Genomic DNA, 14,866 nt, shown 5'->3' with positions numbered 1-14,866 from the left:
AAAGGGAGGTGAGAAATTGGGATTTTAGTGAAAAGCAGAAATAAAGAACTTGAATTCATGTTAGTCTTTGATTTAATCGAAGACACTTCCAAGAAATTCACATGCAGCGAACATGTCAGCCAGCCAATTTTGGCAGACTGTTGTTCACAAGCTGATATATGACAACGAGTGTAAGATCATTCAGGCAGATTCGGAAGATTTATTGTTTGCTGACTCTTTTTCACGAATCGAATATGCCCTAGTAAATGATTCATTCAAAGATGTAACCATTAAAGACTATACGTTTTCCCGTACATTTCAAATGAGTGATGTTATTTATCTGGAATACAGCAATAAAAAGCTATCTCCATGTTGGATGGTCTGTATTCCGATTGTGTGGAACTATTTGGTAGAATCATAGAATTTCAGAAACGCAAGAACCAGATACGTGGCGTTGTTGATATAGAGGCTGTCAGTGATAATACGGAAAAAGGGCAGGAAAAACTACAGAATTATATCAACAAGATTTATAAAGCTTTCTCCGGAAAGTGCATGGCTATTGTTCCTCAACAAAAAGGCTTTAAATACGAGAAAATGAAGAATAGCCAATCACAAAGTGTATACGAGGTAAACAAGGTTATAGATGGTTTTCTCTTGCGGCTTTTTTTCGGCGGATCGAGTGTGGGAACCTCTCAAACGCAGTGGGCATAAGCTGATAGTATATGTCGATTTGAAAGGATGTCTTGTACATGTTTCCTTATCTTCAAGAAATTCATCAATTCCCCTATCCCGATTATAGGTCTATGCCCCACGGCTATTATTACTCCCCTTATTCTGAAGGATGGTGGCTCTGGAGCGATGGTGCCCCCGAATCGGATGAAAGATACCGTTTACCCGCACAGCAACGGCTTACCTTCGTACTTGTGCATGGTTCTTGGGCTGACGCTCACTTCTGGGACGACGTTGCGGCGGTTCTGCGCAGTCGAGGGCATGCCGTCTATACGCCGGAATACGCAGGTCACGGCAAAGATCCGAACAAAGATGTCACGCATGAGATGATCACGAAGTCCGTCGTTGATTTTATAACGAAACTGGACCTACGCAACTTTGTTCTCGTCGGGCACAGCTTCGGCGGAACTGTCATCCAAAAGGTTGCAGAACAGGTACCGGATCGCATAAAACGCCTTGTCTTCTGGGACGCGTTCGTACTGAAAGACGGCGAATCAGTTGCCGACGAGTTCTCGCCCAAAATGAGGCAAGGTTTCGAGCAGCTCAGAGCCGGCTCGAAGGACGATACGATCATGCTTCCGTTTCCGCTGTTTCGGGATTTGTTCGTCAATACGGCCACTTTGGAGGAAGCCAAACGGATGTATACAGGCATCACTCCGGAACCGGCTAAGCCGCTTTTCGAGAAGCTAGATCTTAAAGCGTTCTACGCGCTGCCTACGCCCAAAAGCTATGTCTATTTCTACCAAGACAACGCATTGCCACGAGGAGAGGGCTTCGGCTGGCATCCGCATATGTCCATACGGCTCGGCCAGTTCCGCCTGATCGTCAGCGACGGCGACCACTTTACGGACACGCGTACAAGGCCGGATATGGTGGCGCAGAAGTTTTACGAGGCGGGCCGGGACTGACGTGCTGTAAGAGCATTTTATTGTGTGGCCAGAGCAAGATCGATCCGTAATCTGCCAAGATTCGGGAATTGATCGAAAAGGAAACAGGAGGTATTTAAAAAGGCCATCCTTTGCAGGGTCCCTCTTTAAGTATTAGTAGTATCTAATTAACTAACACTTGAAGTGTTTCCAAATACTCAATATAGAATTAACGGAAGTAGTAGGAACAACTAGGCAGTGATTATAAGCATGAACTTTCTAACAGCGATTGTTCCACTTGGTTTTGCTTTGTATGGAGTATATAAAAATCAGTATTTAGTAACCAAGAAAGCTCAGAAATAAGAAGAAGTTTCGAAAAAACAAGGATTAAAATAAGCTGCCCACTGGGTGGCTTTTTATTTTAAATTAAAAGGAGACGATGGGAAATGACTATCAAAAACAAAAACGAAAAGTGGCTATCCTACACGAAAAAATTTCAAATGCCCGAATGGATTACTTACATAAAGTTTCTACCGAAATCATCAAAAACCACGATGTTATTGGAATGGAAGACTTGCAAGTGTCGAATATGATAAAAATCACAAACTAGCTAAAGCTATTAGTGAAGTATCTTGGTACCAATTCAAAAAAATGTTGGAATACAAAGCAAAATGGTATGGCAAACAAATCGTGACCGTATCTAAAACGTTTGCTTCTAGCCAATTGTGTTCTAGCTGCGGTTACCAAAATAAAGAGGTTAAACATCTGAATCTTCGTGAATGGGAGGTCCTTTTTGTTCTACTCACCACGATCGAGGTATTAACGCAGGACTCAATCTAATGAATGAAGCCATAAGGCTTCTAACCGTAGGAACTACGGGAATAGCCTAATTAAAAATTGGCCGATAGGCTAATGTTCTTAGGAATCCCCAACTTCAATCAGACCGTAAGGTCGATAAGTGGTGGGTAGTTCAACCATGAACTAATGAATTAAATATCTTTTTTAATTTTGTTCAACAATCGTGCCATTTTGTGGAATAACTCTTTTTAGAAATTGGATATTTATGTGAAAACTATGGAGAAGAATGTGGAGAATTATACTTAAGTTCCAAATACAGGAGAACCTTGTCTAAGAAGTCGCGGAATATAACTTCTTCAAAGACGACGAGTAATCTCAAGAGGACAAGCAACATAATATCTGCTCTATTGTAAGAGAAATACAAATATTTGGGATGAAATTAAGATGTTCGGCTTTTAAATTTCCTGAAAAATAAACAAACGAAGGAACATGATTGCTCTCTTGTTTGTTTTATATTTCAATTCAATTAAATCCAAGAAGGAGATTTATCTGGTATTAAGTAGAATTTTATAGTTATAAATCATGGAACAATTTCAAAAACAGTACCTTGGTGAAAATCAGTCACTTTCATAGAGCCATAAACCCCTAAATATAGTCTTGTTTGATCCAGATTCGTTCCCAAATTAACATAATAAGCTGATTGAGACCCAAAATTATAATCGGTTTCAATAACACTAAAATCATTTAGTTTACAATCTGTACCTACCCTGGTATAAGCTAAAACCCCTCTAACCGGTGGCTGAGATTCTTTATCCTTGGCAAGATCGGTAAACACAACGCTTCCCGTTAAATTGGGGATTCCATTCCCCATATATGGCTGAACTCCCGTAAGTGCAGTTCCTCCAAACTTATCGGGTCGGGGATCTTTATGAAAATAACTAGTTATAGGCTGAATACGCTTCACTGAAGAATTTATTGCTTCATTGTAATAAGCAATTGTTTTCTCATCCAAAGTTGGATTTGCAGAGCAGCCCCTTATAAACGAAGTAGGAAAAGCACCTTCCCATCCTCGCCAGCCAAAGTTAATAATTCCTTCTAGGTCAGGTTTAGATTTCATTAAAGAAGCTTGAATAAGCTGAGTAACCGGTATTGGTTTATAATGAACGAATGAAAAAATCGACTCTACCAAATCCTGTCCGACATTTCCCACATATTTGATATACTGATTATAAAACTTTTGAAATGAAATGCCTGGTATATTGCGAACCCCTTTGGCAATTACCGTAAGCGTTTCTTGAATAGGTGCGGGAAGTTCATTAAAACGTGTGATTACCGGTGGATTATAGATAAATGTATTCTTAACTATATCAATTTCAATTATTTTACCAGCAATTTCCATATCATCCTGACTTAAATTAAATGGATCATAGCCTGATCCACCATCTCCGGTTGTTAAAACAAGGTTTCCGGTTTCAGGTGAAAAGTTTAAGCTATTGACACCATTATGATTGAAAAATGGTCTTCTTAAGTTAAGTAATGTTCGTCGTTTTTGAGGTTGACCATTCGATTGTAAAATCCATTCTTCAACTGTATCAATATGATCATATTGATTTTCTCTATTTATCCATCTTAGGTTTAAAGTTCTGGGATTACACGGGTTAGGCCTAAAAGGTTCAGAAAGAGCACCTGGACCTTGTGTTCCAGCTACTGAATAATGAAGATAAAACAGACCGTTATAATTAAATTCTGGATGAAACGCTAGCCCTAGCAGTCCTCGTTCATCATATCCTCCACGAGAAACACCTAGTTCAGAATCACCAAGTTTTATGATTCGGGGGCGAATATCTAAAAAAGTCCTTATAACCCCGTCCCCTATGTAAAAGATCTCTCCTACCTGAGTTACAATAAATAATCTTTCAATTGAGTCACCCGGAAGTATTGCTGTTTTCAAAACAGTGGGTAAATTTATTTTACTTACAATGGGCCGTAAACTAACCTTAACTTTTATCAACTAACTTTACACTCCTTCTTATTGTTTTCTTTTATAAGAATATGATTAGAACTGTTCTATTAGAATCAAATTAGGGCCGGGGAATTTCGGGAATTTACTTAATAATATAAACATATATAGAACAATCTCTTTCTAAACATCTTCAATAAGAATTTCAGCTTGAATCCGTATTTTTGTCGGTTGTCCTTCATAAATAACATCTACGGTTCCAATTTCTTTTACTTGGTTGTCTTCTTTCATTAAATAGTATTGATTTCGTCTTAACTAAAACCTGAATCCAATATAGAGGATGATAACGGTTTAAAAAAAGTTCTACCTCTTCAAGACCAAAATTCATTCCTGCTGCATATGATGCTTCTTCGTAGTCATTTGTATTATTTTTTAGTTAACGATAAAAATAGCCGGACAAACGTTGGCTCGTTTTGAACGTCACAGTTCATCAAATATATTCGATTTTTCAACTCAACAGTCATTCGGCCATGTCGGTGAAATGTCTATCGACCAAACCAGGGATATGGACTTTGTATCCGCGGAAAGAACTTTGGCTTTAAAGTCGTACGAGTCAATCTTAAAACCGGCAAATTAGGACTTCCTTGTGAATAAAAAAGGTGAGGAGAATTCCCATGGTTGTATTCGTCCAGTTCAAGCAAAATTTAGTCCGAAGGAAAAGTCTTTATATATTGTCGATTTTGGAATCTTAGGAATTCGGACTATTGGAAAAAAACGATCCCTAAAACCGGTTCTATATGACGCGTTAAGAAGGATAGAGGACTTGGACTTTAATTGAAATGACAGCTGTTTACTCTGAATTACCACTCGAAATATGATTGATTTTCTTTTCTTTTTTAGTGATGTTAGTAGGTATAAGTGATGTAATGATGGCGATTGCATAGATAAATGCGTTTTATGTGAAGTTTCTTATGTACCGAAAAAAGGATGGAGTAATAAAGCTTATGTGCTGTAAGAAGAGAAGGAGGAACTCATGAATTGGTTTAGCATTTTATCACATGAATCATACATGCTCCACCATTATTTTAAAACGTTTTCTTATTCTGAAAAGCTCGTATTAGCCGCCCTTTTTTCTGCACTTGCAGCTATCCTGCAGTCAACCGGAAACTTTCTCCCAGGGATCGGTTATTTAATCAGTCCTTTTGCCACTCTCCCTATCTTGATTTGTACCATTATATCTATTCCCTTTGGGCTTCAAAGTTATGTTTTAACGTTTCTTTTACTGATTCTGATCCAACCTGGCGAATCTTTTGTTTTCCCGTTTACAACAGGGATAGTAGGTTTAGGACTTGGAATAGCTCTTCTTATTTTAAAAAGACGAATTGGCATCATAGTTTTTACGTCTATATTATTAATGGGTGGAATTTGTTTTCTTTTATATATTGTCCATTTCCCTGTTTTAGGACCAATCGCCAGTACATCTCTTTCATTAAAGGTTATAGGATTTATTTACATTTTTTCTTTTATATATAGCTGGGTATGGGTTGAATTAAGCAGGTTTATCTTTAAGAAATGGTATAAATTGATGGGGGAAAAATAGGTAAGCAAGTTTAGGGCACATTGCTAGGAATATGACATGCACTCTTTCTTTGTAAAGGTTCATATAGTTTAATAAGATGTTAGTCACAAAAGAATTTCTTGTTAAAAGTATACTCATATTAGGATCATTTTCGCTACTCCGTTAACGGGCGCTTTAATGAAGTAACTAAAGCCTAATTTCTCGGTGTTAAAAGCGAGAAATTAGGCTTTTTATATTTGGATTTCTTTACCGTTGTAAATCTGTATTTTCCTGATGTTACTCCCTTAGCGTATGTTTTCCGCGTTTTGTTGGTAGGACCCCATACCCATCAAGCTAACAACGTAAATGACTAGATATGAAATGATCCTTGTTTCAAAACTAGCGAGTGATGGAATAGTAGGCATACCGAAGAAGCCTATTAAAACGCGATTTTTTCGCTAGGCAGCTTGTCTATGCTTCACCGTCGTTTCATACACGACCCCTAGAATATCAAATACAGTCATCTTCTTATACCTATGACATTTACGACTGTTCTTTTTTAGCAGCTGATAAAGGCGATGCAGAATGTTCAAAAGTTCTTCTGTGCCAACTGCTATCGCTTGAAACAGTAACGGAAAGTAATCTTTAATCATATAAATCGCTTTGTATTCACTCAACTCCTGCTTTTTCTTTTCAAGCAGAAGCTGTCGCATTTGAAACATCGTAGAAGAACAGAGGAGAATGCCAATGAGTTGTCCATATAAATGGCACTCTAGGCGTTCTTTTTTGATCGTTTTGCATTCATCAATTTCAAAGAATGACTTCCATGTTTTAAATAAAATCTCAATCTGCCAACGCAGGGAATAGAGGGAATGGACATAATCAGTGGGGACTTCTTCTGGCGATGTGTTCGTGATATAGACGTTCATTCCCATCAAGCGCTTACTTTTCTCCTTCATAACAATGCCTTTCTTCTTTTCACGTATCGCTTGGTTTTTCAGGCGTGTTTGCGTTTGGTCGTCGGTTAAACGATGAATCATGACACGTGCTGGAAGCTTCTGATTTTGGCCCATGTATGCCTCGTGGATTTCTATCGTTTCACCAGGGGGTAGACCAGACATCATTTGTGTCATATCAAGCTGGATGTATTCGGTGTTCTTTTTTAACGTGCCATTGTTGAAGAATTCGGGCTCAGGGTTCTTGATATAAATGCGTGTATTCAGCTTCAATCGCGAGATAAAGTAAGCCTCTTTATCATGAATGGCTTGTAAGTCTCCTAAATCGAAGTAACCAAGATCACGCAAACACAAATCGCCTGCCTCTACGGTTTCAAGGCAGATGGTACCGTATGTTTTATCATTATTCTTTCCTGGTCCAAGTTGCACGTTAAGAAATTGACCACTAAGTAAATCATATTCCAATTGGATTTTCACGCCTGCCGTATTACTACGCCCACCAGAACCTCGATAGTCAGTGGCGAAATGATCAGGCAGTTGAAAAACTGTCGCATCTAAAATACGGATACGATTGAAAGTAGAGATCATGTGTGCAGAAAGCGATTGATTTGAACAGAATTTTTGTGTGAGAAGAGAAGTAAAGACTTCTCGAAGAAATGCGACAGCTGCTGGATTAAAGCGTTGATTCAGCCCTTCTGGGCTTATTAATAACACCCGTCGAAGCCTCTAAACGACTACATAATTGCGTAAGTGATGTACTAGCGACTTCTTGGCTGAGCCAAACGCAAAGGGCGATAAGTCCATTTGCTTGATACTTACTAGATCGTTGTACAAAGCCCACCTGTTTGGCAGTTTCTTGTAGGACAATTGGAGATAGAAAACGTTGTAATTCTTGTGCAAAAAGTGTCAGTTCACTGGAGATGATAGGATTCATAAAAAAAACACCATCCTTTCTCGTAAACCCCAATAGGGGCATGGAAGCTGTGCGTCTACTTGCCATTGTGTCGTTACGAATCTATTTGTATTTGAAGTACCATTATTAATAGACTTTTTGACTACTTTTGTATTCGTATCAACTATATCATCATTCATTTTACATTATCTGTAGTCGCTAGTTCTTCGGATACACTCTCGGTCCCTACCATTTCACGTTCTACCAGTAGACAGACCGCCTCACTGATAGATAAACCTAGTTCTTCGCAGTAACCCTTGAAAAAAGAAGACCCCTCCATTTAGTGAAAGGAGGGGTCTTCTTTGTCAAAAACTAAACATATTAATTAGTAAAGACCCCTAATTAGTACCTTATTGGATCTTTGATTGCAAAAACGATGATGATTCCAAGAAATAAAATTATAAATATTCTCTGTTTTATTAACCATGTTCGTAAACGTTGTATTTGGGCCTTTTTTGAACTATTACATCTTTACTATTCTAAAAGTTTTATAACCTGTAATAGCATTAAAGCTTCTTTCTACATAATCATTTGTATGACCAGAAAGTTTAAGATTGCTAGATGACTTTGAATAAACCCACATACCATGAGTATATCTATCTGCATCAGCTTTCTTAAATTGTATTACATCGCCAGCCTTAGCATTATCAATGATTTTCTGTTTACTTGTACTGCTATACCCCTTTTGTGTTCTTGTTAGGTGGGAATACATATCTGGAACTACTGACCATGATTTACTTCTTCCCTTTCCACCTTTTGGTAAGCTCTTAATATACCAATACTTATTATCGGATGTTAATTTTGCGGTGCTTTGATTAACAACCTGTCTTCTTCCACCAGCAGATAATATTTGAGAGACAAAGTTAGTACAATCATTTGAATATTCAGGGTAGTTTGGGTTATAGTCATGGGCATATTTTTTAGCATAATTTCTACCAGCAGCAACATCTACTGTCCCAGTTTTATATGCTACAATTGTGCTTTCGCTTGTCAATTCATCTGCTGCTTCTTGTTCTTCAATTTCCTTTGCCATTTCACCAAGTGTTATGTCACTAATTGAATCTAATTCGGCACTAATTTCTTCTTCAGATTCATTTAAAGACAATACGCTATCTTTTTCTACTTCAGTTTCTACTATTGATGTTCTATACAAATATTCTGCTAAATAAGCTGTAATCAATCCGTAATCATCTCTAGGTGCTAATTGTTCGTCAGTATCATTATCTAATTGTTCAATAACGTATGTAGTAAATTCCTCTGAACCAATATTAAATGAGTACCCGTTTGCTTTCAAATACTCAACTAAAATATTTTCTACTTCTCCAAATGTATAATCATCCCTTTGCTTCTCAGCCGCCGAACCTTGATTAGCATTCAGAAAAAGTCCAAAAACTAATAATGTAAAAACAAAACACGAAATTAATTCTTTTTTCATATAACTCCTCCTAATTTTTAGTGCAAATTTAATTATAAACATAAAAAGTAAAAAATGTAATATAATTCAATTTTATACAAATTAATTCATTAAAAAAATATACCCTTATCAGAAGATAAGGGTATTACTAGTATTGATTTTGTTCACTTTGTACTATTTATCCAATTATCAACTTCTTTTTGTATCTCTTTTTCCAATTCGTGAACAGTATCTTCTTTTTGGTTAATTGCTTTTTTGGCATATTTTTTAGGAAACATTTCTTCAATTGATTTTGTATATTCAGCGCCATCTTCTGGAATCCTATACTCTTTTACTACATATGCATTTTTCTCTTTAGCTAATTTAATCAAAACAGGATAAGAAAACCCAGCTTTAATTTCGTCACCAGTCCCTTTATCATATCCCTCATAAACAGTGTGAAGATAAACGCTAGTTATACCATCTTTTTCCTCAGTCCCATAAATCTTGTGAGCTTCGAATTGTTTATCAGTCGAACTGACAGAATCTTTACCTTCTTCTATTATTGTATCTGTAATGATTTTATCCATATCCTCTGTCACTGTAACCTCACTATTAGAACATCCAATAATAACTACAGATAGAGCTAGAAACATGGCTAGGACCTTATTCTTTCCTAATGAGAATTTCAAAAAAAAACCTCCTGAACAGTCTAATGTATTTATCCTTTTATTAACAGTTAAATTATAACATTTTTTTTGTCGTATTTTATAATTTAAAATGGTGGATTGGTTTTGCCTTAACTTAACTTTTGTAATTACTTTATTCCCAACATCTTTTTCATGAAATTCCCCTTATATAACTTTTTATAACTACGTTACCTTAATTTACCATAAGCTATTAAAGTAAACTATCTTTTTTTATAAAAATAAAATATGAACATGATATTTTCACAAACCCAGTGATATCAATGGGTTTATGGTAACTCTAAAAATGCGCATGACAAAAAAAACCACATGCCCATCAAGGCAAGATATCATAATACCCCAGAACGAAAATTTTGTGCATCTTACTCGTTATTATCGTTTTGGGGTAACTCGTTATTGTTAGCTTGATGGCGATGTGGTAGGACCCCAATAGGAACAAACTGTGCGGTAACTAAAAAACTAAATCGCAACAAATTTCAAGTCGTCTCTAAATTTTGAAACGGCTTTTTATTATGCATAAATAGAGCGTTCAAAGAGGTCATGTTTTGACAATTGAAATCGGTGTAATCAACTGCTAGTGTTATTATTGATTTCTTTACATTTAACAGAAATAGGGACAAGGATGTTAAAAGTGATGCTACAGAATCGGCAATTATAAGAACAAAATTAGACAATATTGGTCAATCAGTTGATTCAATTAGGATTGATTTTAAAGCTAGTGACCAACGTTGGACTGCATTGTCAGAGACTGTTATACGTATAGATGAAAGTACAAAACAGGCACATAAACGCATTGATCAAATCGAAAAAAAAGGAGATGTTTAATATAGAAAACGAAGTCATGCACCAAGTATTAATTTTTAAAACTATTTTAGCACCAATAGTAGCAGCAGTGGTTCAAGTCGTTAAGCAAACCGTTACTATACCAAACAATATTTTTACCTAACTTAAGCTTGGTAATCGGACTAGGAATAGGTTCAGTTTCTTTTCCATTCACAGATATGGATATTGTTTTGAGGTTATGGGCTGGTGCATTCGCTGGTCTTGGTGGAACAGGGCTATATGAGTTAATAGCAAAAAGAGAAGGAACTTCAAAATAAGCTGCCCGTTGGGTGGCTATTCTTTTAAAAAAAGAGGAGGATATTAATATGACAACTATAAAAGGAATTGATGTTTCACATTGGCAAGGTGTAATTAATTGGAACAAAGTCGCAAAAGATGGTGTGAAGTTTGTATTTATTAAAGCAACCGAGGGAACGAGTTATTCTAAGCTTTCCTACTTTAAAGAAAATGCTCCTAAAGCTTTGTCAGCGGGATTAAAAGTGGGGGCCTATCACTATGCTAAGTTTGCTACTGAAGCAGAAGCAAAGGCTGAGGCTGCGTATTTTATAGATTCTATCAGTTCTATTGGTTTAAATTACCCTGCTGTTCTTGACCTTGAAGAAAACAAAAAAAATGCAAAGAAAAAGACGCTAACTGACGCCGTTATTGCATTTTTAGAGGCCATTGAAGATGCAGGACATACTGCTATGTTATATACAGGTAAATCCTTTCTTGAAAATGCTTTAGATGAATCAAGATTGAAGAAGTATACTTTGTGGATTGCTCGATACAACAGCACATTGGGACGTAGCGCAGATATTTGGCAACATTCTGATTCAGGTAAAATAAATGGTATTAGCACAAAGGTAGATTTAAATGTAGCCTATAGGGATTTCACGGACACAGAAAATACTGTTAGCCCGCCAATACATCCAGTACATCCACAACAACTTATACTGTAAAAAAAGGCGACACACTTAGCTTGATTGCAAAAAAATACAAAACAACCGTAAAAGCCCTAGTAAGTCTTAATGGAATTAAAGACCCAGACAAAATTAATATCGGTCTGAAACTTAAAGTCACTGGATCAGTATCAACAAATAGTACCAAAAAGTAACATACTGTTAAAAGTGGCGACACCGTATCAGCATTAGTTAAAAAATACGGAAGTTCCACAACCCAAATTAAAAATTGGAATAGTTTAAAGGATATCGATAAAATTTATGTCGGTCAAAAATTACGTGTGAAATAAGTAAAAGTCCTTCTCTTAATTTAGAGGGGACTTATTAGGATTTAAGTCTTATTCAACTCCCCGTTATTTAGGAACTTTTACTACCTTTTAAGAGATATATTACTGAATGTGGTTTGCCCCCGTTAGCATTCGTGAGAAAAATTAACCTAACCGAGCGAGTTCAAAATAATTATTTGAACTTCTTCATTTTCCTCTTTTCAATATATATCCAACTATAATAGAACAGCCAGAAGACCAAGGGTACTAAAAGTACATAAGGTTTAAATTCTTTTGAATGATGATATTGATATATTATTAAAATTATTCCTATAATCAATGCTGGCGGTAATAGAATAAAATATTTTTTCTTATCCAATTTACCTCTCACCAGTACATCGTTTTGTCATTCAAAACACTCCTCTCACTAAAAATGCAATCAATCCATATATTAACATAAATTCATTCCTCTTAATCAAAATTATTTCGGTTGATTAGAATGACAATCTACATTTTTATAAATTCCTTATTAAGCTAAACAGTCCAGTTACAATTAAAAAGGCAAATCATCCTGAATGATAGGCTTAACCTTCTTCACTAACTCCGTAATATCGTTTTCTCCGTTTTAAACTACTTTGTCAATCCGGAAATCCTTACTAGACCCGTGTTTGCTTTGAATTTCTATACAAATCATCCACTTTAACACCTAATAAAAAATTAGTCTGCAGAATTGAAGGAAAAAGGCATGGTTTTTACCAAATCGATGATGATTTATAATTTAAAATTTTTACCATTTATATTGATTGCTATTTCTTCTTTTTTTTGATTTTGTTTTGGAACTTCTTCTGGTTTTACACGATTTGTATTCGGTGTGTAAGTTTTGTGAGTTATAGGATGAGGTGGTCCAATTACGACCGATTCTTTAATTGGAGTTAATACATCGGCTATTTTTGTAGCATCAACACCATATGCTAGTTGGAAAACTTCTGGAGGTGTTAGTCGTAACGTATCAGAACCTTCTGCTGCTTCACGTTGGTCATTGTTAAAAAAGAGGTGGAGATGCAATTTTTCTGACTTAGGTATAATCCAATGCCACCAAGCCATCGGAATAAAAACAACTTGACCAGGTTTCACCATATAGGTATGCAATTTATTAGTATCTGGGTCAATAAGTGAGATTTGGGCTTCACCTGAAACTATAACATCTAACTCCCAAGCGTTAGGATGCCAATGTGGTTCCCGAATATGTCCCTTTGTAAGATAGAGGTCTGCAAAAGCACCACCCACCATTGCAGGAATTTGGGTCGAGGTTATCTCATATAAAACATTTTCAGGGTCTCTTTGGTGGAAGATACTATTCTTTGAGTCAAAAAAGAGATTAGGTGTTCCGCTTGTTTTTTTTATGTTTGTATTGTCAGGGACAAATCCAGTGTTCCTGTTCAAAGGTTGGTGAGTTATAGGAATAGGCGGTCCAATTACGACTGATTCTTTAATTGGATTTAATGCACTGGCAATTTTGTTAGCATCAACACCGTATGCAAGTTGAAAAACCTCTGGTGGTGTTAGTCGCAACATGTTAGAACCCTCTGCTGATTCAAATAGGTCATTGTTAAAGAACAGGTGCATATGCAATTTTTCTGACTTAGGTATAATCCAATGTCACCAAGCCATGGGAATAAAAACAACTTGACCAGGTTTTGCAATATAGGTATGCAATTTATTAGTATCTGGGTCAACAATTGAGATTTGGGCTTCACCCGAAATAACAACATCTAACTCCCAAGCGTTAGGATGCCAATGAGGTTCCCGAATATGTCCCTTTGTAAGATAAACGTCACTAAAAGCACCATTGCAGGAAGTTGTGTCGAAGTAACCGTAAATACAACATTTTCAGGGTCTCTTTCGTGGAAGATATTATCCTTCGAGTCGAAAAAGAGATTAGGAGTTCCACTTGTTTTTTTTATGTTTGTATTGTCAGGTACGAATCCAGACTTCCCCATGAATCTTCCTCCCATTGCCTAAGAATTTTTATATAATGCGAATAATAAGGTATTACTATAATGTTATATGGGATAACGACATGCAATATGAATCAGATAAGTACCTATAGGCAACTGAAACCTATTACATAAAATGAACATAAGGTGAAGGTTGTAATAGGGAGCCTCTTATCTTTTTCGTTTACACTACAATAATTACTGGCGGAACAAGTCACAAAAAACTTAACCTAGTTAAAAGGATGCTTTTATTAAACAGGGGGATGATCGCGACGGCATCTTTCTTTTCTTTTGATTAAAGGGGCGGGGCGTTGAATATGATGCCGTAAGTTATGAGGAATCGTATACATAAAGCCTGTTGACATAAAAACATCAATTTTCATATACATAGGCTATAACCTAATAATAGGTTGGCGGTGTGAAATGAATAATGAAATTTAAAGAGATCTTTGGTTCTGTGATAGTAGTTGTGGGAACAATTTCTGCTGCGATTGGAGCTTCGCCACTGTACTTCATAAAAACTAATTTGCGTGAAGACCTAAGTTTGTGGAGGAACGTCTTACAGTCAGGGGGTAATGCTTTACAAGCTGAAGGGCAAGGAGACGCCCTTCGAAAAATTGGGAAGGAATTTCAGTCAATTGGGAATACTACCGTCATTACTGGGTTGGTTATTAACTTAAAAAAACAAACAGCACAGAAAATATTCATTACCGGGAACTGGATACAAGCGTTAGGTGGACTTATTAACGTGGGACACGGAATCGAGCTCAATCCCCTCCCAGGCCATTCAGAAAACATTATTGGAAACCTATTACTATCTACAGGGAACTCATTACAGGCTATTGGAGGAGTATATGAATAAGAAAAGAACAGAAACACAGATAATAACTCAAATCAGCTCAAGATTAATCGGGCATTTAT

The 14,866-nt window shown here is 36.5% G+C and carries 15 protein-coding genes and 2 pseudogenes; 9 read left to right on the top strand and 8 right to left on the bottom strand.

Annotation, left to right across the window (positions count from 1 at the left end):
- Window positions 1-112 precede the first annotated feature (112 nt).
- The 5 genes and pseudogenes from JFU50_RS00190 to JFU50_RS00170 all read left to right on the top strand — a co-directional run.
- Window positions 113-400 (top strand): hypothetical protein, encoded by a 288-nt coding sequence (locus JFU50_RS00190; RefSeq protein ID WP_201221189.1) that lies wholly within the window; start codon window positions 113-115, stop codon window positions 398-400.
- Window positions 376-690 (top strand): hypothetical protein, encoded by a 315-nt coding sequence (locus JFU50_RS00185; RefSeq protein ID WP_201221187.1) that lies wholly within the window; start codon window positions 376-378, stop codon window positions 688-690. Before JFU50_RS00190 ends, JFU50_RS00185 begins: the two co-directional genes overlap by 25 nt.
- A gap of 38 nt (window positions 691-728) precedes the next feature.
- Entirely contained in the window at window positions 729-1,616 is an 888-nt protein-coding gene (locus JFU50_RS00180) for an alpha/beta hydrolase (RefSeq protein WP_201221185.1), read from the top strand.
- 228 nt (window positions 1,617-1,844) lie between these two features.
- Window positions 1,845-1,937: a phage holin gene (locus tag JFU50_RS00175; protein ID WP_201181296.1), complete on the top strand. Its 93-nt coding sequence runs from the start codon at window positions 1,845-1,847 to the stop codon at window positions 1,935-1,937.
- 88 nt (window positions 1,938-2,025) lie between these two features.
- Window positions 2,026-2,464: pseudogene (locus tag JFU50_RS00170) on the top strand (RNA-guided endonuclease TnpB family protein); the annotation flags it as partial.
- A gap of 488 nt (window positions 2,465-2,952) precedes the next feature.
- Here JFU50_RS00170 and JFU50_RS00165 read toward each other — a convergent pair.
- The gene (locus JFU50_RS00165) at window positions 2,953-4,383 is read right to left on the bottom strand and encodes a PQQ-dependent sugar dehydrogenase (RefSeq protein ID WP_201221183.1); all 1,431 of its coding nucleotides are present in this window, start codon (window positions 4,381-4,383) and stop codon (window positions 2,953-2,955) included.
- Window positions 4,384-5,365: 982 nt separating this feature from the next.
- Between JFU50_RS00165 and JFU50_RS00160 the strand changes: the two genes are divergently transcribed.
- Entirely contained in the window at window positions 5,366-5,932 is a 567-nt protein-coding gene (locus JFU50_RS00160) for a hypothetical protein (RefSeq protein WP_201221181.1), read from the top strand.
- 416 nt (window positions 5,933-6,348) lie between these two features.
- On the opposite strand, the pseudogene JFU50_RS00155 reads toward JFU50_RS00160, so the two are convergent.
- The 4 genes and pseudogenes from JFU50_RS00155 to JFU50_RS00140 all read right to left on the bottom strand — a co-directional run bounded on the left by JFU50_RS00155 (window position 6,349) and on the right by JFU50_RS00140 (window position 9,883).
- A pseudogene (locus JFU50_RS00155) lies at window positions 6,349-7,780 on the bottom strand (IS4 family transposase).
- 154 nt (window positions 7,781-7,934) lie between these two features.
- Window positions 7,935-8,078, bottom strand: a complete 144-nt coding sequence (locus JFU50_RS00150; RefSeq protein ID WP_201221179.1) for a hypothetical protein — start codon at window positions 8,076-8,078, stop codon at window positions 7,935-7,937.
- A 183-nt stretch (window positions 8,079-8,261) separates the two neighbouring features.
- Window positions 8,262-9,233 carry an amidase domain-containing protein gene (locus JFU50_RS00145; RefSeq protein WP_201221177.1) on the bottom strand — a complete coding sequence of 324 codons (972 nt, stop codon included), beginning with the start codon at window positions 9,231-9,233 and terminating at the stop codon, window positions 8,262-8,264.
- A gap of 143 nt (window positions 9,234-9,376) precedes the next feature.
- Complete coding sequence (locus JFU50_RS00140; RefSeq protein ID WP_201221175.1) at window positions 9,377-9,883, bottom strand: hypothetical protein; 507 nt, start codon at window positions 9,881-9,883, stop codon at window positions 9,377-9,379.
- A gap of 968 nt (window positions 9,884-10,851) precedes the next feature.
- Between JFU50_RS00140 and JFU50_RS31705 the strand changes: the two genes are divergently transcribed.
- Window positions 10,852-10,998, top strand: coding sequence for a hypothetical protein (locus JFU50_RS31705; protein ID WP_309558915.1), 147 nt, complete (start codon window positions 10,852-10,854; stop codon window positions 10,996-10,998).
- Between the two features lie 48 nt (window positions 10,999-11,046).
- On the top strand, window positions 11,047-11,682 hold the full coding sequence (locus JFU50_RS00130; protein ID WP_201221173.1) for a GH25 family lysozyme: 636 nt from the start codon (window positions 11,047-11,049) through the stop codon (window positions 11,680-11,682).
- A gap of 1,037 nt (window positions 11,683-12,719) precedes the next feature.
- On the opposite strand, the gene JFU50_RS00115 is transcribed toward JFU50_RS00130, so the two are convergent.
- The 3 genes from JFU50_RS00115 to JFU50_RS31875 all read right to left on the bottom strand — a co-directional run bounded on the left by JFU50_RS00115 (window position 12,720) and on the right by JFU50_RS31875 (window position 13,948).
- Window positions 12,720-13,523, bottom strand: a complete 804-nt coding sequence (locus JFU50_RS00115) for a cupin domain-containing protein (RefSeq protein ID WP_201224980.1) — start codon at window positions 13,521-13,523, stop codon at window positions 12,720-12,722.
- A gap of 84 nt (window positions 13,524-13,607) precedes the next feature.
- Entirely contained in the window at window positions 13,608-13,760 is a 153-nt protein-coding gene (locus JFU50_RS31880) for a cupin domain-containing protein (RefSeq protein WP_446728159.1), read from the bottom strand.
- Window positions 13,721-13,948 carry a hypothetical protein gene (locus JFU50_RS31875; protein ID WP_201225214.1) on the bottom strand — a complete coding sequence of 76 codons (228 nt, stop codon included), beginning with the start codon at window positions 13,946-13,948 and terminating at the stop codon, window positions 13,721-13,723. The genes JFU50_RS31880 and JFU50_RS31875 overlap by 40 nt, the downstream gene beginning before the upstream one ends.
- A 427-nt stretch (window positions 13,949-14,375) precedes the next feature.
- On the opposite strand from JFU50_RS31875, the gene JFU50_RS00105 reads away from it, so the two are divergent.
- The gene (locus JFU50_RS00105) at window positions 14,376-14,807 is read left to right on the top strand and encodes a DUF6944 family repetitive protein (protein WP_242485295.1); all 432 of its coding nucleotides are present in this window, start codon (window positions 14,376-14,378) and stop codon (window positions 14,805-14,807) included.
- Window positions 14,808-14,866 lie beyond the last annotated feature (59 nt).

The organism is Peribacillus sp. TH14 (assembly GCF_016651145.1).
In the GTDB taxonomy this organism is placed as follows: Bacteria; Bacillota; Bacilli; order Bacillales; family DSM-1321; genus Peribacillus; species Peribacillus butanolivorans.
This window is presented reverse-complemented; position numbering and strand designations above follow the sequence as displayed.

Coding starts and splice junctions, on each gene's coding strand:
- JFU50_RS00190 (WP_201221189.1), top strand. CDS start 113: ATGTCAGCCAGCCAATTTTGGCAGACTGTTGTTCACAAGCTGATATAT.
- JFU50_RS00180 (WP_201221185.1), top strand. CDS start 729: ATGTTTCCTTATCTTCAAGAAATTCATCAATTCCCCTATCCCGATTAT.
- JFU50_RS00175 (WP_201181296.1), top strand. CDS start 1,845: ATGAACTTTCTAACAGCGATTGTTCCACTTGGTTTTGCTTTGTATGGA.
- JFU50_RS00160 (WP_201221181.1), top strand. CDS start 5,366: ATGAATTGGTTTAGCATTTTATCACATGAATCATACATGCTCCACCAT.
- JFU50_RS00150 (WP_201221179.1), bottom strand. CDS start 8,078: ATGGAGGGGTCTTCTTTTTTCAAGGGTTACTGCGAAGAACTAGGTTTA.
- JFU50_RS00145 (WP_201221177.1), bottom strand. CDS start 9,233: ATGAAAAAAGAATTAATTTCGTGTTTTGTTTTTACATTATTAGTTTTT.
- JFU50_RS00130 (WP_201221173.1), top strand. CDS start 11,047: ATGACAACTATAAAAGGAATTGATGTTTCACATTGGCAAGGTGTAATT.
- JFU50_RS00115 (WP_201224980.1), bottom strand. CDS start 13,523: ATGTTGCGACTAACACCACCAGAGGTTTTTCAACTTGCATACGGTGTT.
- JFU50_RS31875 (WP_201225214.1), bottom strand. CDS start 13,948: ATGGGGAAGTCTGGATTCGTACCTGACAATACAAACATAAAAAAAACA.
- JFU50_RS00105 (WP_242485295.1), top strand. CDS start 14,376: ATGAAATTTAAAGAGATCTTTGGTTCTGTGATAGTAGTTGTGGGAACA.